The sequence below is a fragment of the Verrucomicrobiia bacterium genome (genome assembly GCA_035577545.1).
In the GTDB taxonomy this organism is placed as follows: domain Bacteria; phylum Verrucomicrobiota; class Verrucomicrobiia; order Palsa-1439; family Palsa-1439; genus Palsa-1439.
The window spans coordinates 145,831-165,770 of the sequence record DATLVI010000034.1 but is presented as its reverse complement, the minus strand read 5'-3'; the positions used below and the strand labels follow the sequence as shown (position 1 = coordinate 165,770).

Sequence of the window (19,940 nt, the reverse complement as noted above, 5' to 3'; positions counted from 1 at the left end):
TGCGCGGTGATTTCGGGAAAGATGCGTGCCGTCCTCAGTTTGTTGCTGCTCTTCTCGTTGGCGGGAGTTGCCAGCGCCGGCACGGAGGTTTCGCTCTGGCGTTCCTACACAAATCAGCCGTCGGGACAATTCCGTTTCGCTTTTGACCTGAAGAATCTCAAGCACGGGGTGTTTTTTGGGTCCTGCGGTCTCAGTACCCGCTCACTGCAATGGGAATACGGCTTCGAGTTAAAGGGTAAGGCGACGAAATATGCGAAGGATGATATCGAGTTGAAGGACGCCAATTTCCATCTGGTGCCGATTGATTCGGGAAGCATCCTGGTGGACGAAAAGAAGTCCACTGTGCAGATCACCATCAAGGTCAGCACCAACGGCGTCGCGCAGGACTTCATCGGCAACGGCACCTACAGGCTGAGAAGCAAACTCTGAACGACTGCCGATGATCAATCCCACCCTCCGCTTCTCCAATCGCGTGGAGAACTACGTCAAGTATCGGCCGGGTTATCCGATCGGCCTGGTTGAAACCTTCACAAAGGAATGCGGGCTGACCGCTGGGTCAGTCGTCGCCGACATCGGGTCGGGAACAGGGATTCTATCCGAGTTATTCCTGAAGAACGGGAACCCGGTGTTCGGCGTGGAGCCGAATCGCGAGATGCGGGAGGCAGGTTCGCGACTGTTGGGCAAATACGCAGTCTTCAGGAGCATCAATGGAATGGCAGAGGCGACGACTCTGGCGGACTCTTCGGTTGATTTCGTCACGGCGGGCCAGGCGTTTCATTGGTTTGACCGCGAGCGGGCGCGGAAGGAATTCGCGCGCATTCTCAAGCCGAACGGTTGGGTGGCGTTGATCTGGAACGAACGGCTGACGGATACGTGCCCCTTCCTGCGCGCATATGAAGACTTGCTGCAGAAGTACGGCACCGACTACGCGACGGTCGATCACCGAAACGTCGATGCCGACGCGATCACGGCATTCTTCGCTCCACAACCGTTCACGCTGAGAGAGTTCGAGAATCGGCAAGTCTTCGACTACGACGGAGTGGAAGGCCGGCTGCTCTCGTCATCCTACACGCCCGAGTCAAGCCATCCAAATTATCAACCCATGCTCGAGGCGTTACGCGCGCTTTTCGACAAGTACCAGATCAACGGCAATGTTTCTTTCGATTACGCCACGCGGCTGTACTTTGGGCGGCTAATCCGTCAACTTGAAGCGTGACGGCCTGGCGGCAATCTTGCCGGGCGATTCCGGCAATGTTTCGCCAGAATGGACGATCCCCTCCAGAATCACGATGCGTTCCTCCGCGAGCTTTGCCTGCTTCGTTGTCGGGATTTTCTCGCGTAACTGTTTCATCACGTCGAGCGCTCGGGCAGGATCTTGTAGCGTGTGTTGATACAGATCGGCCAGCCGGCCGGCGGCCAGTGCGACCGAATCTTCGCCTTTCGCTTTCGTGAGGGCCGCCTGCAGTTCCATCTCGGTGGTCTGGTTGTCCTGCAGATACTTTAGCGCAATGTCCGCAATGCGCAGGTGCGGATACATGTCGTCCGGATGACGGACGATGACCTTGCGGTACTCCTCAATCGCCTCGGAATACCTGCCGGTGTTCACCCGCGCCTCGGCAATGCTATATTCGGGGGTGATTTGCGTGCTGTCATCAGAAGGTCCGTAGAAGGAGAAAAGATTCTCGCTGATTTTCCGGAGTAACGGGAAACCGACGATGAGAAACGCCACAATTCCAAGGCCGGCAACAATTCCCACTGTGATAAATGCCGAGCCCGCGCCACCTACGAAATCCATGACGACAATGTAGCAGTCTACGGCAATCGAAACAACCGCCGGGCATTTCCGGTCGTGGCCCGGGCAATCTCTTCCACCGAGACGCCCTTTACCTGCGCCAACACTTCCGCGATCAGCGGCACATAGGACGACTCGTTGCGTTTCCCACGGTGAGGCACCGGCGCCAGGTATGGCGCGTCGGTCTCGAGCATCACGTAATCGAGCGCCACTTTCCCGGCCACATCGCGCAACGCCGTCGCGTTCTTGAAGGTCAGGATGCCCGTGTAGCTGATGAGCAGGCCCAGCTCGATGCAATCGAATGCGAACTTCTCATCTCCCGAGAAACAATGCATCACGCCCCACGGCCGCCATTCTTTCGGCAGGCTCTCCGCGTGGGCGCCAAGGATTTCCAGAATGTCCACTTCGGCGGCGCGATTGTGGATCACTACCGGCAGTTTGCGTTCCTTCGCCAATTCGAGCTGTGCCCAGAACAAATCTTTTTGCTGTTGCCGCAACGCCGCATCGTCCTTCGCCTCCCGGTAATAGTCCAAGCCCGTCTCCCCAATCGCCACGACCTTCGGCTCCGCCGCCAGTTGGGCGAGTTCTTTCATGTCACAGAGCGAGACGGTGGGAACCTCACCGGGATGCAGCCCGACCGCGGCATACACGGCCTCGAACTGCCGGGCGATGCCCAGCGTCTTTCGCGCCGCCTCCAAATCCGTGGCAATACTGACAATCTGCGTTACCTTGGCGGCCTGGGCGCGCTCGACCACTTGCGGCAGTTCCTCGGCAAAGTCGGGATAACAGAGATGTGTGTGGCTATCGACAAACATGATGCTTGAAAAGCGTTCGCCCCTTGTTTATCACTCGTGCCGCGGCGAGTTCAACGCGAATCACACGGAGGCGACAATCATGGGCAGACCCGTCACACTTTTTACCGGCCAGTGGGCCGACCTTCCTTTTGAAACTATTTGCCAGAAGGCGAAAAGCTTCGGCTTCGACGGGCTGGAATTGGCCTGTTGGGGCGATCACTTCGATGTGCGGCAGGGCGCCAAATCGAAGGCGTATTGTGACACGCGCCATGAAATCCTTGCGCGGCATGGATTGAAGACCTGGGCAATCAGCAATCATCTGGCCGGCCAGGCCGTCTGCGACAACATCGACGAGCGCCACAAGTCCATCCTGCCGCCGCACGTCTGGGGGAACGGGAAGCCCGCTGATGTTCGGAAACGCGCCGCCGAGGAGATGATGCGCACCGCACAGGCCGCGAAGAACCTCGGCGTCAAGGTCGTCAACGGTTTCACCGGAAGTTCCATCTGGCACCTGCTCTACTCGTTCCCGCCCGTTTCGTCGGCGATGATCGACGACGGCTTCGCCTTCTTCGCGAAGATGTGGAACCCGATCCTCGACGAGTTTAAGAAGTGTGGCGTGCGGTTCGCCCTCGAAGTGCATCCGACCGAGATCGCCTTCGACACCATGACCACGCTACGAGCAGTGGCCGCGCTGCAAGGCCACAGGTCATTTGGAATCAACTACGATCCCTCACACCTCGGTTATCAGCACGTCGATTACGTAAAATTCCTTCGCATACTCGCGCCGCGTATTTTTCATGTTCACATGAAAGACGTCTGGTGGGGACACGGCGACGGCATGGTTGGTGTATTCGGTGGGCACACAAATTTCGGCAATCCTAGCCGCTACTGGGACTTCCGTTCGCTCGGCCATGGCGACATCAACTTCGAGGAGATCATCGTCGCGCTCAACGACATCGGCTATCAGGGCCCACTCTCCGTCGAATGGGAAGACAGCCGCATGGACCGCGAGCACGGCGCGAACGAAGCCTGCGCCTTCGTGAAGAAACTCGATTTCAAGGCCAGCGCCCGCGCGTTCGATGCTGCGTTTGAGAAGTCGCGCGGCTAGAACTGCACCTTCACTGGCTCGCGGGCGACGGCGTCGGGGACCCCGAAGTATTCGTGAGCTTGGAAACTGAACAGGTTGGCGACGGCGCTGGCGGGAAACACTTGTAGCGCGGTGTTCAAGGTCAGGACGGCGTCGTTGTAATGCGAACGACACTCCGCGATGAAGCCCTCCGTGTTGGTCAGCTCCTGTTGAAGAGCAGTGAAATTCTGGTTGGCTTTGAGTTCGGGATAAGCCTCGGCGACGGCGAAGACGGATTTAAGGGCACCCGTGAGGGCGTTCTCGGCGCCCGCTTTGGCGTCCGGGGTAGTGGCATTCATCGCGGTATTGCGCGCCTGAGTCACCTTCTCGAACGTCTCCCGTTCGTGCGTGGCGTAACCCTTGACGGTCTCGACGAGATTGGGGATCAAATCGTAGCGGCGTCGCAGTTGCACATCGGTCTGCGCCCAGGCGCTATCGACGAGGTTGCGAAGCGTGACCAGGTTATTGTAAACACTCACCACCCAGAGCAGCATGGCGAAAAAGAGTGCAACGACCACCAACAGTCCGAGGATCATCAATATCAGGCCTTTCCCGCTTCCGTGCGCGCCTTGATAGCAAAGACGCGCCGCATTGTCACTTCTTTTCCTGCCGGCCTGCCGGCAACAACCGATCGATCTTCGCCTGCAACGCCTTCGCCTTTGCCTCGTCGCCCAGCGCCCGCGCCAGGTCGCGCGCCCGCTGGAAGAACTCGACCACGTTGTGATGTGTCGGGTAGGCGTCGCCGAGTCGTTCGTAAATGGCCAACGCCTGCGCTGTTTCCTTCCGCGCGACATGAGCCGTTGCCATTTTGACCGCCACCCGGATGTCGCGGTACGGATCGGCGGGCTTTTCGTCAGCCTTGCTGTACGCCTCGATCGCCTCCCGTTCACGGCGCGCTGCGCGCAGCATGTCACCCAGTTTTTCGTAAAGAACGGCGCTGTGCAATTCCCCGGCCTTGCTGCGGCAAAGCTCCTCCGCTTCCGTGGTTCCATCTTGCGCGACCAACAAGTTGACCCTCCGCAAATACGCCCATTCAACCTCCGTCTTGTGGTCAGCCTCCAGCCGCTGGATTTGCTCGTCCAACGAAGCAGCAAAGGGTCGGTACAGTGGATCCCCCTCGAACGTCGTCTGCCAGCTCAAAGCCGGCTCACTGTAGTACGCGGCCTCCAGAAACGGCGCGCCGGCCAGCAGCCGCTGAAAAAACATGTCGATATGGGGCGTGAGCGAAAGGTACGGTTCATACACGTTGCCCATCGTCGCCGCTGCCCCCTTCGCAAGCAGCGGCCCAACCCAAAACGCCGTGCGCGTCCGCACCGCCGCGCCACTGGACGAGTGCAGGTGATACGCGACGGCTCCTGTTTGGAAACGGAAGTCGGGACGGCGGAACGGCCCCACCACACGGTCCGAATACCAGCCGGCGTAAATCGCCGCGTCCGTCATCGGGTAATCCTCCGCAAACGTCTCGGGTTGTTCATCGAGATCACATTCGTAGCCCGACTGTTGAAAGGCGTGCCAGGCGTTGGTGATCCAGGTGTCACCCACGATGTAGCCCGGGTCGTGCGTGCCCTGCGCGTCGAAATACGCGCGCCCGTGCAGTCCGTAATGCTCGGCTGTCTGCGCGTCGTCGATCATTCGCCGTACGGTCTGCGCGTCAGGCCCGTCGAGGCGCCCCACCAGCAGTATCTCCTGGTTCAACGGCGGTCCGAATCGTTCAGAGGCGTTACCAAAGAATGGGTTGCGAAGCGGTCCCCGGATCGGCAGGCCGGTGGTGGGCAGGAGTGCAAGCTCGCTTTCGACGGAAGCTTCGTCCCTCTGTAATCCCTTCTTTGACTTGTCGGAGAAAAGCTCCTGAAGATTCGGGTCTGGAGCGATGCCCAACGGCACGCCGTACATCAACACGAGGTACGAAACTTTTGCGCTGACGGTGGCCAACGAGGGGACCTTGCCGAGCGCCGGGTCCATGACTGTTCGCGACTCTTGCTGGAGCAATCCCCGGTGGGTGAGGAACTGCCAGATCGGGTCGCGAATTTTCTCGTTGAACTGTTTGCGGGAGATCGTGTCCGCAACGGGGATGCCAATCTCGCAAATCTGGTTGGTCGGGACACCGCGTTTGCGGGCGTAGTAATCTGCGAGTGGTTTGCTATCGGGGTCCTCTGCGTTGTAGACAATCACGACGCGTTGCGCCGGATCATCGGCCGACGCTACGCGTGGCAGCCATAGCAGGACTGCCAACGCCGCAAACCAAAGTCGTGCCTTATGCCAGGTAACGCACTTCGCCATCGGCCACCTCGATTTGCATTCCATCGCAGGCCACGCGCACCTGCGGCGGCAGTTCTTTCTCGACCGCTTCGTGCTCGGCCTCGTGGCACAGGTGCGTGAGCAGCGTCAACTTCGCACCCACCTGCCCCGCCACTTCGCGCGCCTGATCGATGGTCAGGTGCGTCGGATGGGGACGGTGCCGCAGGGCGTCGAGCACCAGCACCGTCACGCCACGAATAGCATCGATCACTTCGGGGGACACGACATTGCAGTCCGTGACGTAAGCCACATCGCGTCCAAAGAGGAAACCGTACACCGTCATCTGTCCATGCAACAGCGGCAGTACGCGGAACGTCGTTCCCGCGACCTCGCATTGCTGGGCTGGTTGCATCGTGTGCAATTCAAAACTGGGCAACCCGGGCCATGCGGGTGTTTCCGTGCAGGCGTAGGAGAACATCCGCTGGATCGTCTCAATCGAATGTGGCGATCCGTAGATCGGCATTTTCTGTCCGGAGCGCTGGCAGAATACCCGCAAATCATCCAGCCCGAGGACATGATCGGCGTGAGTGTGCGTCATCAACACCGCGTCGACCCGGCGGATGTTCGCCCGCAACGCCTGCGTGCGAAAATCAGGCGTCGCATCCACGAGCAAACACCGGTCGCCGTTTTCAATGTAAACGGAGGGCCGCAGGCGTTTGTTGCGGGGATTGTCGGAGCGGCATACGGTGCAGTCACACCCAATCATCGGGATGCCATGACTCGTGCCCGTGCCCAGAAACGTGACGCGCATGCATCCATCATCCGTGAGCCTCGCGCCGTGGTCAAGTCCACGGCTCAGTGGATGGAGAAATTGCGGACGCGCCAGCGGTTCGCCGGCTGCCAGCCGCCGAGTTGAACCTGAAAGGAGCGGGGCACCGTGACTGTGTCCGGAATGCTGGAATCAACACCGTTGACGTTGATGTTCAGTTTACCGGCGGCAAGCACATTGATCTTCACGTGATATACTTTCCCGGCTTCCACCTTGAACGGCGGCCCGGTCCAGACAGGAAAACCTCGCGTTCCCTCCTGCCGGTCAATTTCCAAGCGATCGGCCGACCCATAATCTCCCGTGTTGCTGTAGATAATCCGGAACTTGGTCAACTGGCGAGGGATGACATCCAGAGGTTGTCCCGTCGGCAGGAAGTAAAGGTCGAAGCTGCCGTCACTGGCCGTGCGGCTCTCGAGCATTACGTCACATTCAATCGTCACGGGTGCAGCGTAGGCACGTTGCGTTCGCACATCCTGCCCGTGCAACAGCACGTCGCCCTGTCCCATCACAGCCGGCTCACCTCTTGGGCCATGCCAGTCCGAGTCCTTCGGGAATGGCAATCTGTCCCATGCGATTGGACGCGGCCCGGTGGCACACCCGATGCCCAACAGCGTGATCACCAGGACACCCAGAAGCGTTGCCTGTGTACGGTACATGGCCGGAGAGTACCGCAGGCGCGCCGGTCGCGCAATCTCCTCCGCAAAAAAGAACAGGGGCGCGGGTTGGCCGCGCCCCTGTTGAAACCGCCTGGAATTCTCTAGGCTGTTTCGAATTCCTTTTCCATCTCCGCCATTTCGGGCGAATCTGTCTTGGACTTATTCACGGCCCACGCGATGGCTGCCAGGGCCAAAACCGCGATGACGACCGCGATCCCATAAGAACTCTGCCCCGTGCCTTCCACACCCCCGACGGCGTGGAACTTCAGCACGATGGGCAACAACAGCAGGCTCACCATGTTCATGACCTTGATGAGCGGATTGATGGCCGGGCCGGCCGTGTCCTTCAACGGATCGCCAACCGTGTCGCCGGTGACTGCGGCCTTGTGTCGCTCGGAGCCTTTGCCCGTATTCCTGGCGAGGTCGCGCGGTTCGTCTTCGATCAACTTCTTGGCGTTGTCCCACGCGCCGCCCGCGTTGGCCATGAACACCGCCAGCAATTGTCCAACAAGGATCATACCGGCGAGGAACCCAGCCAGCGCCAGTGGTCCCAGCAGGAAGCCAACCGCCAATGGCGCCATGATTGCCAACAGGCCGGGCCCAATCAGTTCTTTCTGCGCCGCACTCGTGCAAATCCCGACCACACGCGCGTAATCGGGCGTCTTTGTTCCGGCCCAGATTTCCTTGTCGCGGAATTGCAAGCGGCACTCTTTGACAATCAGGAATGCCGCGCGACCGACGGCGCGAATCGTCATCGAGCTGAACAGGAACGGCACGGCACCACCGATGAGCAGCCCGATGAATAACGTGGGGTTGGCAACGGTGAGCATGCCGGCCACGTTGTTGTACTGCGCGGTGGTCATTTCGCTGATTTTTTCCTCACTGCCCATCGCCATGACGGCAATGAAACTGGCGAAGAGCGACACTGCCGCGATCACCGCCGAGCCGATGGCGATGCCCTTGGTTTCCGCCTTGGTGGTATTGCCGACGGAATCGAGGTCAGCCAGAATCTGCCGGGCCTTCTTGTATTTCTCCTCGCCCATCTCGGCCTTGTCATAACCCATTTCACCGATGCCGTTGGCGTTGTCGGCCACGGGGCCAAACACGTCCATCGAGATCGTGTTACCGGTGAGCGTCAACATGCCGATGCCGCACATGGCGACACCGTAGGCCACAAAGATCGGCGAGGTGCCGGAATAAATCGTCACCGACGCGCCAACGGCAATCGCGATGATGATGACCGCCCACACGGTGGATTCATAACCAACCGCAAACCCCTGGATGATGTTGGTCGCGTGACCTGTCTGGCAGGCTTTGGCCATGGACTTGACGGGGGCGTGCGTCGTGTGGGTGAAGTAGCTGGTGCACTTGTTCAGCGCCACTGCCAGAAATACGCCGATCAAGCACGTCCACGCGGGACGCAAATCCAGGCTGGCCTGCCCAAGGTTTGCCCACACCGGCAACTTGCTTAGGTCAGCCAATCCGTTCGTTATTGGATATCCGGCGAGCGCTTGATGGTATTGCATGAAATATCCAGCGTCGAACTTCAGATAGAACAATCCGACCAGGAAGAAGCCCACGACGCTGATCACCGAACCGATCAGGAAGCCGCGGTGCACCGAATCCAGCGCCGCATCACCCGAGTCGCCTTCCTTCGAGCGCACGCTGTAGGTGCTGATAATCGAGCCGATGACGCCGATGGCGCGCACCAGCAACGGGAAGATAACGCCCTTGTGACCAAATGAGGCGTAGCCGAGAATCATCGCGGCCACAATGGTCACTTCGTAGGACTCGAAAATGTCCGCCGCCATACCGGCGCAATCGCCGACGTTGTCGCCGACATTGTCCGCGATGGTCGCCGCGTTGCGCGGGTCATCTTCCGGAATGTCTTTCTCGACCTTGCCGACAAGGTCCGCGCCCACATCGGCCGCCTTGGTATAGATGCCGCCGCCGACACGCATGAACAGCGCGATCAACGTGCCGCCGAAGCCGAAGCCGAGCAGGACTTCATACGCCTTCTCGCCGTAGGCCATGAAAATCAACGTGCCGCCGAGCAGACCGAGGCCGTCCGTCAACATCCCGGTAATCGTGCCGGTGCGATACCCAACCTGCAGCGCCCCGCCGAACGAATTCCGCGCCGCCGCCGCGACGCGCAGATTGCCAAGTGTCGCGAACCGCATCCCGACGAAACCGACGGCGAAGCTGAAGAGCGAGCCCATCAGGAACGCGCCCGCGCGGCCGAAAGCGACCGGGTATTTCGCCTCGCTCGTGCCGGCGAGCGCCGTGAAGAAGAGCGCCACTGTCAAGACACCGATGAGCACGATGATTTTGCTGAACTGCTGCCCGAGGTACGCTTCGGCACCGGCGCGAATCGCCGCCGCCACCTTCTGCATCTTCGGCGTGCCCTGGTCGGCGTTCCTGACCTGGCCAACCAGCAGCATCGCGTAGCCCAAGCCCGCAAACGCCACACAAAGCACGGCCCACAACGCGTACTTTTCCCCGGATGAGTACCGGTCGCTGGTCATGAACGAGAAAAAGTGGAATTGTTCCGGTACTTTGCCAGCCAATTCCGCGACCTTCTCCTGGGCACGCGCCCAATTCGCCGCCAATAGCGTCAAGCCGCACAGGGCCATAGTGACGAATAATTTGAGACGCAGGCTTCCCTTGGTAATCCGCTGCATAGCACGATTCATTGATGCCGTCATAAGCTATTTTTTTCTCCTAAGTACAGGTGAGACGCGCAGAGGCTACAGAACCTCCGCGGCATTGGAAAGAGAAAAATGGGAATTACCCCCAAACGAACGGAAGGCGCTTATTTACCAAGCCAACTCCTTCACTAGCTGCGGTATAGGCGAAGCAGGCTCGACCGCTATTACTTGTATTTTGCGGGGAGAACCTTGCCCTTGCGCGCGCTGAGGTCGGCCAGGTCGAGAATGTGAATTGGACGGCGCGCCCATTCGGGTGTGATGACAAGTTTGGCGCCCTTGGTCAGATGGTCGGCGATATTCTGGTAAAAGCGCCAACCTTCGCTCACAGGATTCCGGAACTTCTGGATCTTCGTTCCCGCCCCGTTCTGGCGGAGGCATTCGTTGAACGTCCAGTCGAGCACGTACGATCCTTCCGTGCCCGTGATTTCGAGGAAACCGGGGCGTGGATTGGAGTTGAGCGTGGAAATCAGCAAGGTCAGCCACTGGCCGTTGCGGAAGCGGACACTGGCGAAGGCTTCGTCCTCGTTGCTGTCCTTCTTCCATTTCGTTCGCGGGGCCCAGTAACCGGTCTTGGCGTAGCCCGCTACCTCAACAATGTCCGAGCGGATGATTTGGAGGCCGTATTCCAACAAGTGCACGCCCCAATCGTAGAGGATGCCGCCCGAAATCGATTTGCTGGTGCGCCACCAATCACTGGGTTTGTTGCGTGACCCCCAACGCGCCTCGACGCGCACGACGTCGCCGACGAGGCCGGACCGGATGTGTTGCACGGCATTCAGGATCGGGCCGTCCCAATGGCGATTGTGATACGTCGAGAGCACGACACCGCTCCTCTTCGCGGCCGCAATCATCGCGTCGCATTCGGCAGTCTTGATCGCCATGGGCTTTTCGCAAACCACATGCCGCCCCGCCTTCAGGGCGAGCAGCGCGAGGGGGGCGTGTGTGTTGTGCGGCGTGATGACGGTGACGAGGTCCACCTTCGACTTCTTGAGCATCGCGGGGAGTGACGGATACGTCTCGATGTTCTGGAAATCCTGTGTGGCGGCGGCGAGACGCGTGGGATCGATCTCAGCCACGGCGGTTGGGGTCATGCCTGCCCGCTGCATTTCCTGCAAATGCACGCGGCCCATGTTAAATGCGCCGCCGTAACCGACGACCCCCACTTTGATGTCACTGGCCCGCTTGTATTTCTTCATCAAGCCTCGCTGCGAGCATGGCAATCTCAAATCCACGGCCTTATGTCAATGAGAGACTGCACCCACATCGGAGGAAAGACGCGCCGGCGCTGGCTTTCCACAAGCTTGGTGCTATTTTAATTCGATGAAGCAGGAGGAATGACAAGATGAGAATTACATCTGTGATGACATTAACGATCCTTGCCGTTGCGCTGTCCATTGGGACGGCTTCGCGCGTGAAGGCTGCCGAGGCCGCGGCGATGACATTCACCGGCCAGGTCCAGGGCGTGGATGTGGCGCAAGGCTACGTGGTCGTCCGCGGCCCAAAGCCGGGAACAGAGAGCGGTAACGCCAGCGGCCAGGTTAGCGTCCTGATATTGGTTGCGAAAATGTTCAAGGTCGATAAAACCGCCACGATCTCGGTCGGCGGCAAGACCAAGACAAACCTCGCTGACGTCAAAAATGGTGATCCGATCCAGGTCAGCTATGTCCAGGCTCCCAACGGGCAGTTTCTCGCCAAGTCCGTGACCGATTCGGCGGGTCCACCCGCCAATCAAACGTCCCAACCGTCCCGTTACTAGACAGACTGGCGGGGAGACCTTCGGTCGAAAACCGTGCGGGGGAGATTGCCGCGAAAACATCGTCGCGGGTTTGCCGCAGACGACAGCGGCGTGTCGTCGGACTCCGCTCCGTCCGACTCGGCTCTCGCACAACCTTATTCTGTTAGGGGCTCTTGGGCAGCTTCAATTTCTCCAAGGCGACGCCTTCGCGCCGCAGGATTGTGGCTTCGACCTTAGGGACGTACATCTGGGTTTCGGCGGGAAGACGCGTCGCAATCTCGTCATAGGTGTGCGCCGCATATTTCGTTAAGAGGCGGCTGACGGTTCCCTCCCCCGCATTGTAAGCGGCGATGGATAAACGCCAGTCGCCAAATTGGCCATACAGGTACTTCAAATATTTCGCCGCAGCGCGTCCATTTTTTTCGGGCTGGCGACGCTGGTCCCAGGGCGACAATGCCAGCCCCAGCGACTTCGCGGTCTCGGGCATTAGCTGAAACAGACCCGCCGCCCCACTTGGACTTCGCGCGAGCGTGTCGAATCCCGATTCCACCTCTGCCAACCAGACCAACTCGGCGGGCACACCTTCCGCCACGAAGATTGGTTTGAGCCGCGCGACGTACACCGGCGCCCCCGGCGGCAAATCCTCCATCTGCATGCGTTCCTGCCAGGCGCGGCGTTCCATGCCCGGTGTGGGATTCGCTAACGGCACCGGCGGAGGGCGTAGCTCCAGGTTTGTCGGCGGAATGGAGATCTTCAGTTGATCGGCGACGGCGAGATAATCGAGCCGCGTGCGCAACCATGCTGCATACGGCTGCGTCTCCGCGTGTTGATCCAGCAGCGGCAACGCGGCGGTTGCCATGTCCCGCAGCGGGGCAAGTTCCAACACGTACTCGCCCTGGAACCGCTTCTGCAGTTCGCGGCACACCGCCTGCAGTTGCGCCTCGTCGAGGTCCGTCAACGCCGGCAACGCGGACAAGTCGAGGTTCGTCAGCACTGATTCGTCGAACTGTCCGAGCGCATCTTCCCACGCCAGCGTAGCGGCGCTGACCTGCTGAGAACCGGACGGAATCAGTCCCATCCCCACCACGAAAACGATTGTGAAAAACTTCAATGTCATCCGAAAGTTCACCACGAATTGCACGAAGTAGACACGAAGAACACGAAGGGGGCAAGAATTGAACAGGAGGGCACGGAGTACACGGAGCCTGCCGGTGACCGCGAAGGGGCTTCTATTTGTGCTTTCATCGTCGTTCGGGCAGGGGTTTAATGGGGTGTTGTCGTTAGGCAAAAGATGAATGTCACAGGGCAAACCCTCATTCTGCGATTCATTGCCATTGCCTTTTACCTTGCGGCTTGGTTCGCATTCGCTCGCACCCTGCCTGGTGGCATCGTGCTTTTTGGGGTCGGCGTGGTCTTCTCAATCTTGGCGCGGAGACGTAGACGACGAAGTGAATCACGACTCAACGAGCAGCAGAAGAAGAAGATGTTCATCGTAATTCTTGGCGCGTCCATTGTGGGCTATGTGGGCACCCCCGTCGTCCTTTACTGGTATGACCCAAGGACAGATATTCGGATGCTGATGCTGATTTCTGCGGTTCTATTCGCACTGACGATCGGCTACTATTACTGGTGGGTATTCAAGAAAGGAGCCAGCTAGCCGCTGAAGACGATATGCAAATTGGTTCTCAGGAACTTTTTCTTTGGGCGCTGCTCGTGTTGAGCGGAGTACAGTTCCTCTTCCCCGATTTGTTTTGGTCCTGGAGTGAAGGCTGGAAAGTTCAAGGTGACAGCGAGCCGTCTGACTCGTGGCTTTTCATGACGCGCTTCGGTAGCTTTATCGGCGTCATCATCATCGGCTACATGCTTTATAAGGTCAGACATCCCAGCTTTTAGATTTTTCGGTGGGAGATTTGCCCGACGATGAACTGGAACAGGATTCTTTCGGGGTTGGTGGCGGTGACTACCACGAATTGCACGAAGCAGACACGAAGGGCACGAAGCGGAGGCAGGAATTCAACAGGAGGGCGCGGAGTACACGGAGGGGGCAGCGATCTTCGCCATTTTCCACCTCGCCTGCATCTGGTTTGCGGATGAGATGGGCGGTTACATTGGGCCGACATCGAGTGGGTACATTACCAATACAACACCCGGTATGCTGGTTTGCATCGGAGGCTGGCTGTTACTACTCATGCCGGTTCTCGTTGGGATTGGGTGGGCGATTTGGGGGTGACTCCGATTACCTGCTATGATAACGGAAAACGAACTGACCTTTTTCGCCATGAGACGAGCCTCCCCAAGCGACGTGCCGCAACTGGTTGCGATGATGGATGAGTTCCACGCTGAGTTTGGTTATCCGCTGAATCATCAGCATGCTACCGAGGCGTTCGCGACGCTGCTGGCCGACGACCGACTCGGCTGCGTGTGGTTCATTCAGGCAGACGGCCAGGATGTCGGCTACGTGGTTCTGACGCTGTGCTACAGCATGGAGTGCGGAGGCGCCATCGCAATCGTGGACGACCTTTTTATTCGGTTACCGTTTCGTCGGGCCGGTCTTGCCACGGCGGCGCTAGCAGAGGTTCGCGCGTTCTGCGTCCGGGGCGGTGTTCGTGCCATCCATGTCGAGACCGGCCGAGACAATGCCGCGGCATTGTCCGTGTACCGGCAAGCCGGGTTCAGGGACGACGACCGCCAGCATCTGACACTTCGATTAGCCAACCTGACGCACGAAGGTTGAGCGAGAGAGTGTGACCGTGGCTGTTGTTGCTCATGCCGGTTCTCTTTGCGATTGGGTATGCGATTTGGGGTTGAGCGAATTGTTTACGGCGAGTTTGGATGTGAGCCCAGATTTCTTGGGAATAAGGGCTCCACTATGCACTTATTCATCCCTGACCCCTTTACGTTTTTTAGGTTGGCTTCTTCCCAATGAAAATTAGCAGGGTCTAGTCCAAATTGTTGAATGAACGTAGAAAGCTGGTTCTTTTGCGATTTTAATAGCTCGGTTCGCACGGTCTTGAATCTATCAAGACAGTCGCACCATTTCAATCAACGGATGATTTGCCGAGAGGAAGCGCGTGAGGATGTCACATGTCCGGAGTTGAGCCCTTGGGCATCCAAACGCGTCTACGCGAAAAACTGCGCGACCAATATAAGACTCTTTTTGATCCGCTCAACCGAAGGATTGTTTTTCGCGGCCAGTCTGTCCGGCCTCCCCTTAAGAGCGTCCCACAGTGAGCTATCAAATTCAGTTACTGTCCATATGCTTTCTTTGATCGAGATAGAGAGGAATCCCAGACAGTCGAAGGCTATTAGCCATCCATAGGCGTAATCAATATCGAACGCCAGATCCTTGTGCGAAACTTTCGAGGCAATATCCTTGAGCGTAAACGATTTTTTTGAGTGGAACGAAGTATGGGCAACAGCTAGTGCTACGAACCCGAGATTTGATGTGTACTGTGCTAATCGCTCAATCATTTTTGCTCGATCCTGCGGCATCTTCTCTGGCGGAGCCCCCTCAGCGAATTTGTTGGAATATGACTCGACCATCACACGTGTGGCCTCGACTTTCGACCCCATTTCCTGAAGCAAGCTCGGAACGTTTCCCACTTTCTTTTCTAATTCCGCAGTGGAATGGATCAGCATGCCCGACGCGTCACCGATTTCTTTCGACGCGCGTTCCAGCATTCCTGCCTGGCGGGAATGAGTGGCGTTGGAAAAAAAGGCGTACACAATCGCTAGAAGTGATAACACAAGGGAAGTCAACGTAAGCGCGAACGTCAAATAGTTAACTAACTCCTGTATGGCGCCCCACTTGATTGTAAGCACCAGAATGTCAACAGCCAGTAGAATTCCGATGATGTATGCGAAATGGATCTTTGAAGTGTCATTCATAGTAACTCCGCGCGATTGTTAAAAGACCTTTATGATACCGCCTACAATTCAGCAGTCCAGTTTCAAATCTGAGCAACTTCTGCGAAGTCCTTGACCGGGCCGGCTCTGAAAATAAGGCCTTGAGTCAGGCCTATATATTGCGCATTTAACTGGTGTGCCAAAACGCTGCTCGCGAGGGCGCCCGCGATTATTATGTGAGTGGCATGTGTGGCCGCTACACCCTAACTGCGGATTTGAAGAAGGTGGCTGACCGGTTCGGCGCGCCAATGCCGACGGAGGATTGGGCGACGTGTTTGCCGCCCAAGTACAACATCGCCCCGACACAGGCTGTGATTGTCGTGGGTGATGACGGGAAGCGATATTTGAAGCCGATGCAATGGGGGCTGATTCCGTCCTGGGCGAAGGACGCCAGTATTGGCAATCGGATGATCAACGCGCGAGTTGAAACCCTGGCGGAAAAGCCGGCTTTTCGGGCAGCGCTGAAGAAACGGCGGTGCATCATTCCGGCGGACGGGTTTTATGAATGGCCCACTATCGCCAAGCTCAGACAACACCCCCGTCCGAGTGGGTTACTGACTATGGCCTTTCCAATGACGGCAGATAAGATCGCCGGGAAGATGAAACAGCCCGTGCGGATCGTGTTGAAGAGCCGGGAGCCGTTTGGGTTTGCCGGCCTTTGGGAGCATTGGAAGTCGCCCGACGGCGAAGAAATCCTGTCTTGCACCATCATCACGACCGAAGCGAATGAGTTGTTGAAAGCGCTGCATGAGCGGATGCCGGTCATCCTGACACGGGACGATGAGGCGGCGTGGTTGGACCCGAAAACTCAGGACCCGGAGAAGCTATTGCCGCTGTTGAAGCAGTATCCGGCGGAGGAGTTGGAGTTTTACCCGGTGTCGCGGGACGTGAATTCGCCGGTGGTTGACAAGGCGAGTAACATCGAAGCCATAACGGAGGGTGCATCATGTTGAAGTGGGGACAAACTTTTCAAGTGAACCTGCCAAAGCGGTTCGAGGCCTGGCTGGAGGATTTGCGGGACCGACACCCGCAGTACAGCAACGAGGAGATCCTGTTCGCGGCGCTGGCTTGTGGGTTGGACTGGTTGCGGCGGGACGAAAAGCTGGCGATGAAGTTGAGGCGGTGGTATCCGCCGGAGACGCCGAAGGAGCAATTTACACGTGTGGCGGTCAAGATCCTGAGTGGAAGGATCTGCGGATACACACCGAGACCGCGGCCACGGTTGTATCGGGGGATTTATTTCGGTGACGGTCTGGGGCCGTGGTGAGCTTCTTCCGGATGAACTGGCCCAAGCCCCGCAATCCTGTGGAATCCCGTCGCATGACGGGACTCAGCATGACAGAGTGAGGAATCGAGGCATCCGCCCCTTTATCCCCGCCGCGTGAGGGCACGCGGCCTACAACTTCAGGGGGGATTCCGCCCAAACAAACGGGCGGGACGCCCGTTCTACGGTTGAGCGGTGGTTTCGTGTCTCGCCGATTCTGCTTGGTGATCGCGGATCGAACACAGAATGCGCTGCTCCTTGGCTTTGCGGTCGGTTTTCGGCCATTGGCCACGGGCTTCGACTTCGCGGAGCGCAGCCATCAAGGTCTCGACGCGCTCGTCAGGCGTCTTGCGGAGGTTCCGCCGAATGGTTTCGTCGAGGTGCAGGTTCATTGGAGGAATTGTAACAGGTTGGGTGCGAATACACAACCATCCTCCGGCAGTCAGCGCCCGCGGTTGCAACGGCCCGCGCTTAGCAAGCACGGCTACAACGGAAGGCGCGAGAAGTACCCACTTCCTGTCCCTCCGATTCGCCGCCGCTCTTCGAGCTTCCGCCGCCGCGCTACGCGCTATGGCGGACGAGATGGAGGAGCCTACTTCGCCAAGACTACGAAGGACGGACTCGTCCGACTCGGGAGGGGCATCTGTCCGCATATCGTAAAACGATATATTTTGCTGGACAGGGTAGTTTGGGAGGGGTATGGTGAGAAACCATGCGGACATTTTGGATTTTCGATTGCCGATTTCGGATTGGCAATGGGGAAAGGGCGTGGTGGAAATGATCCGGGAGACCGATCGGTCGATTAACGTGCGCGGTCAGGAGATCGGCGCACAACGGCGCGATCAACCCGCGCAGAGCGAAACGGCGCTTCACAGAAGCGCCGCTACAACTGGCGAGGCAGGGGTTTTGAAAAATACGCAAACTGCGAAACGAACTCCCCCCTTATCTATTGGAACCGGAATACATTACGCGGATGGGTCTAGAACGGATGAACGTTCAACGCTCAAAGGATGGACAGATCTGGTTTGGGAGATTGATCGGTGAGACCAAGGCGGGAATTATCTGCTCGTGCCGCTCTGCGAGTGAGAGACCCTTCGACTTCGCTCAGGGTGACAGCCGGGGAGACGCGAGCGAAAGAAATGTGCCGTTCTACCAAACGAACCCACCGTTTTTTGGCGAAGTTTTTTATGGATGTGCCTATGAATGCATTGGTTGCATTTGAAAGTTACGAGAGAAATCGGTGGGTTCGTTTTGGAAAACGAACCCACCGGTTCGCCTTCGCTAAGGCTACGGCGCGACTCGGATGGCGATTTTGGTGGGGTTCGGTTGCCGCGACAACTACTTCGCGGCATCTCGTCCGACTCGGTTTGGAAAACGAACCCACCGGTGAGGGGTTTAGGGTCAGTTTAGAGTGATTGTTCTTTGAAATATGGGTTCTTTTAGGGGAAACGAAGCCGCTGAGGGGTTGTGAATCCCCCGCCCCGAAAGGAATTCGGGGCGGGCGGGCAGATTCGTGGCTTGCGTTCGCCGCGGAAATGTGGTCTATTAAGGGTCCCGACGGATCCGGCTGCTTGGGCGGCCAAGGAAAGCGATAGTACATATATTATGATGGACCAACTAGTTGATGTCGAAGGTGTCGTGACGAAAGTCCTGCCCGGCACGATGTTTCATGTCGAGCTGCAGAACAAACGTCAAGTGTTGGCCCATATCTCGGGCAAGATGCGCAAACGGTTCATCCGCCTGTCCATCGGCGATCGCGTGAAGATGGAAATGACGCCGTACGACCTCGGCAAAGCCCGCATTGTTTACCGCCTCAGTTAGGCCCGCAGCGCTGTTGTGATCTCCAAGCGCGTCATTGTCGGGCTGATTATCGAGCAGCTTACCGAGCAACTCACCACCCTCGCGGGAGCTTCGCGGGCGATGCATGCCGATGCGTCCGACGAACAGAGCAAGCCCGAGGACAAGTACGATACGCGCGGGCTTGAGACGGCGTACCTCGCCAGTTCGCAAGCCCGTATGGCCACCGAAACCGAACAGGCGCTGGCGGTTTACCAGGCGCTCGAACTGAAAAAGTTTCTGGAAAAGACCCCCATCGATGTGACGGCCCTGGTGGAGTTGGAATTCGACGGAACGCGCAGCCTGCACTTCCTCGGCCCGAAAGGCGGCGGGATGGAGATCCGTCACAAAGGGACGGAGATCCTCGTCATCACCCCCGAGTCCCCTCTTGGCCAGCAGTTACTCGGGAAGAAAACGGGCGACTCGATCAAGTTTCAGACGCGCGGACCGGCGCAGGAATTCCGCATTGCGTCGGTCCGCTGAGCGTCTGTCACGTTTAGAATTTCACGGCGAGTACCACACTGTGTTCGTGCTTGAAGAGCGGCGTGGATTCGTGGAGTTCCTTGCTGGTGAGATTGAAGACCTTGATCACCTTCTCGTCATCGGTCACGACGACGGCATCGGCGCCATGCTGTTTGGCCTGGTTGGCGACGTTGCGCATCCGGTGTTTTTCCGAGCCGAGTCCTTCGTCGAAGGCCTTGCCGACGACTTCGACACCTTCATCGCGTTTGTCGGTAATGCGGCCGAGCACCTTGTAGCTTTTGTCCGGCAGGCCGACGTAGATGGGGATCGAGTAGTCCTTGTTGATCTCCGCGTTGGTGCCGGTCGGCCAACTTTGCGAGCCGTCGTACGCCGTGAAGGCGGTGTCGCCTACTTTCGTCTCTTCCTTGTCCTTGGCGGCGGCGTTCAGCGAACAAGCGACGCAGAGGCTTAATACAACCGGGAATGTCACCGATAGCCATTTCATTGTGTGTCTCCTTTCCAACTGTAAAATATAGGCCTTTCTCATTCACCTTGCAACCGTTGCTCTATATTCGTCACGGTGTGAGCCCCCGG

At 58.1% G+C, this 19,940-nt stretch carries 24 protein-coding genes; 12 read left to right on the top strand and 12 right to left on the bottom strand.

Features of this window, described 5'->3' with window-relative positions; translation table 11 throughout:
- Positions 1–21 precede the first annotated feature (21 nt).
- Both VNL17_12760 and VNL17_12755 read left to right on the top strand, forming a co-directional pair.
- Entirely contained in the window at positions 22–429 is a 408-nt protein-coding gene (locus tag VNL17_12760) for a hypothetical protein (GenBank protein ID HXI84950.1), read from the top strand.
- A 10-nt stretch (positions 430–439) separates the two neighbouring features.
- Entirely contained in the window at positions 440–1,216 is a 777-nt protein-coding gene (locus tag VNL17_12755; GenBank protein HXI84949.1) for a class I SAM-dependent methyltransferase, read from the top strand.
- On the opposite strand, the gene VNL17_12750 is transcribed toward VNL17_12755, so the two are convergent.
- Complete coding sequence (locus tag VNL17_12750) at positions 1,193–1,795, bottom strand: tetratricopeptide repeat protein (GenBank protein ID HXI84948.1); 603 nt, start codon at positions 1,793–1,795, stop codon at positions 1,193–1,195. The two genes, VNL17_12755 and VNL17_12750, sit on opposite strands and share 24 nt — an antisense overlap.
- A 17-nt stretch (positions 1,796–1,812) precedes the next feature.
- Positions 1,813–2,607 carry a TatD family hydrolase gene (locus VNL17_12745; protein ID HXI84947.1) on the bottom strand — a complete coding sequence of 265 codons (795 nt, stop codon included), beginning with the start codon at positions 2,605–2,607 and terminating at the stop codon, positions 1,813–1,815.
- Between the two features lie 79 nt (positions 2,608–2,686).
- Between VNL17_12745 and VNL17_12740 the strand changes: the two genes are divergently transcribed.
- Positions 2,687–3,694: a sugar phosphate isomerase/epimerase family protein gene (locus VNL17_12740; GenBank protein ID HXI84946.1), complete on the top strand. Its 1,008-nt coding sequence runs from the start codon at positions 2,687–2,689 to the stop codon at positions 3,692–3,694.
- On the opposite strand, the gene VNL17_12735 is transcribed toward VNL17_12740, so the two are convergent.
- The 6 genes from VNL17_12735 to VNL17_12710 form a co-directional block, all read right to left on the bottom strand.
- Positions 3,691–4,248 carry a LemA family protein gene (locus VNL17_12735; GenBank protein HXI84945.1) on the bottom strand — a complete coding sequence of 186 codons (558 nt, stop codon included), beginning with the start codon at positions 4,246–4,248 and terminating at the stop codon, positions 3,691–3,693. The two genes, VNL17_12740 and VNL17_12735, sit on opposite strands and share 4 nt — an antisense overlap.
- A 58-nt stretch (positions 4,249–4,306) precedes the next feature.
- On the bottom strand, positions 4,307–5,992 hold the full coding sequence (locus VNL17_12730; GenBank protein HXI84944.1) for a TIGR03790 family protein: 1,686 nt from the start codon (positions 5,990–5,992) through the stop codon (positions 4,307–4,309).
- Complete coding sequence (locus VNL17_12725; GenBank protein HXI84943.1) at positions 5,967–6,761, bottom strand: MBL fold metallo-hydrolase; 795 nt, start codon at positions 6,759–6,761, stop codon at positions 5,967–5,969. The genes VNL17_12730 and VNL17_12725 overlap by 26 nt, the downstream gene beginning before the upstream one ends.
- Positions 6,762–6,805: 44 nt before the next feature.
- Entirely contained in the window at positions 6,806–7,435 is a 630-nt protein-coding gene (locus VNL17_12720; protein HXI84942.1) for a hypothetical protein, read from the bottom strand.
- Positions 7,436–7,536: 101 nt separating this feature from the next.
- Positions 7,537–9,960 carry a sodium-translocating pyrophosphatase gene (locus tag VNL17_12715; protein HXI84941.1) on the bottom strand — a complete coding sequence of 808 codons (2,424 nt, stop codon included), beginning with the start codon at positions 9,958–9,960 and terminating at the stop codon, positions 7,537–7,539.
- Between the two features lie 347 nt (positions 9,961–10,307).
- Positions 10,308–11,339 (bottom strand): Gfo/Idh/MocA family oxidoreductase, encoded by a 1,032-nt coding sequence (locus tag VNL17_12710; protein ID HXI84940.1) that lies wholly within the window; start codon positions 11,337–11,339, stop codon positions 10,308–10,310.
- Positions 11,340–11,485: 146 nt separating this feature from the next.
- Between VNL17_12710 and VNL17_12705 the strand changes: the two genes are divergently transcribed.
- Positions 11,486–11,899 (top strand): hypothetical protein, encoded by a 414-nt coding sequence (locus VNL17_12705; GenBank protein ID HXI84939.1) that lies wholly within the window; start codon positions 11,486–11,488, stop codon positions 11,897–11,899.
- Between the two features lie 142 nt (positions 11,900–12,041).
- On the opposite strand, the gene VNL17_12700 is transcribed toward VNL17_12705, so the two are convergent.
- Positions 12,042–12,995 (bottom strand): lytic transglycosylase domain-containing protein, encoded by a 954-nt coding sequence (locus tag VNL17_12700; GenBank protein ID HXI84938.1) that lies wholly within the window; start codon positions 12,993–12,995, stop codon positions 12,042–12,044.
- A 174-nt stretch (positions 12,996–13,169) separates the two neighbouring features.
- Here VNL17_12700 and VNL17_12695 point away from each other — a divergent pair, with 174 nt between their 5' ends.
- The 3 genes from VNL17_12695 (at position 13,170) to VNL17_12685 (ending at position 14,612) form a co-directional block, all read left to right on the top strand.
- The gene (locus VNL17_12695; protein HXI84937.1) at positions 13,170–13,535 is read left to right on the top strand and encodes a hypothetical protein; all 366 of its coding nucleotides are present in this window, start codon (positions 13,170–13,172) and stop codon (positions 13,533–13,535) included.
- Positions 13,536–13,549: 14 nt separating this feature from the next.
- Positions 13,550–13,771 carry a DUF6199 family natural product biosynthesis protein gene (locus VNL17_12690; GenBank protein HXI84936.1) on the top strand — a complete coding sequence of 74 codons (222 nt, stop codon included), beginning with the start codon at positions 13,550–13,552 and terminating at the stop codon, positions 13,769–13,771.
- 385 nt (positions 13,772–14,156) lie between these two features.
- Entirely contained in the window at positions 14,157–14,612 is a 456-nt protein-coding gene (locus tag VNL17_12685; protein ID HXI84935.1) for a GNAT family N-acetyltransferase, read from the top strand.
- A 386-nt stretch (positions 14,613–14,998) separates the two neighbouring features.
- Here VNL17_12685 and VNL17_12680 read toward each other — a convergent pair whose 3' ends face one another.
- Positions 14,999–15,766: a hypothetical protein gene (locus tag VNL17_12680; GenBank protein HXI84934.1), complete on the bottom strand. Its 768-nt coding sequence runs from the start codon at positions 15,764–15,766 to the stop codon at positions 14,999–15,001.
- 203 nt (positions 15,767–15,969) lie between these two features.
- Here VNL17_12680 and VNL17_12675 point away from each other — a divergent pair, with 203 nt between their 5' ends.
- Entirely contained in the window at positions 15,970–16,737 is a 768-nt protein-coding gene (locus tag VNL17_12675) for an SOS response-associated peptidase (protein HXI84933.1), read from the top strand.
- Positions 16,731–17,051 carry a hypothetical protein gene (locus tag VNL17_12670; GenBank protein ID HXI84932.1) on the top strand — a complete coding sequence of 107 codons (321 nt, stop codon included), beginning with the start codon at positions 16,731–16,733 and terminating at the stop codon, positions 17,049–17,051. Before VNL17_12675 ends, VNL17_12670 begins: the two co-directional genes overlap by 7 nt.
- Positions 17,052–17,230: 179 nt before the next feature.
- Here VNL17_12670 and VNL17_12665 read toward each other — a convergent pair whose 3' ends face one another.
- Positions 17,231–17,440, bottom strand: coding sequence for a hypothetical protein (locus VNL17_12665; protein ID HXI84931.1), 210 nt, complete (start codon positions 17,438–17,440; stop codon positions 17,231–17,233).
- Between the two features lie 307 nt (positions 17,441–17,747).
- On the opposite strand from VNL17_12665, the gene VNL17_12660 reads away from it, so the two are divergent.
- From VNL17_12660 to VNL17_12650, 3 genes are all read left to right on the top strand, one after another.
- Positions 17,748–18,092 (top strand): hypothetical protein, encoded by a 345-nt coding sequence (locus VNL17_12660; protein ID HXI84930.1) that lies wholly within the window; start codon positions 17,748–17,750, stop codon positions 18,090–18,092.
- 561 nt (positions 18,093–18,653) lie between these two features.
- On the top strand, positions 18,654–18,869 hold the full coding sequence (gene infA / locus VNL17_12655) for a translation initiation factor IF-1 (GenBank protein ID HXI84929.1): 216 nt from the start codon (positions 18,654–18,656) through the stop codon (positions 18,867–18,869).
- Positions 18,870–18,884: 15 nt separating this feature from the next.
- On the top strand, positions 18,885–19,367 hold the full coding sequence (locus tag VNL17_12650; protein ID HXI84928.1) for a GreA/GreB family elongation factor: 483 nt from the start codon (positions 18,885–18,887) through the stop codon (positions 19,365–19,367).
- Between the two features lie 13 nt (positions 19,368–19,380).
- Here VNL17_12650 and VNL17_12645 read toward each other — a convergent pair whose 3' ends face one another.
- Complete coding sequence (locus tag VNL17_12645; GenBank protein HXI84927.1) at positions 19,381–19,851, bottom strand: hypothetical protein; 471 nt, start codon at positions 19,849–19,851, stop codon at positions 19,381–19,383.
- Positions 19,852–19,940: the final 89 nt, after the last annotated feature.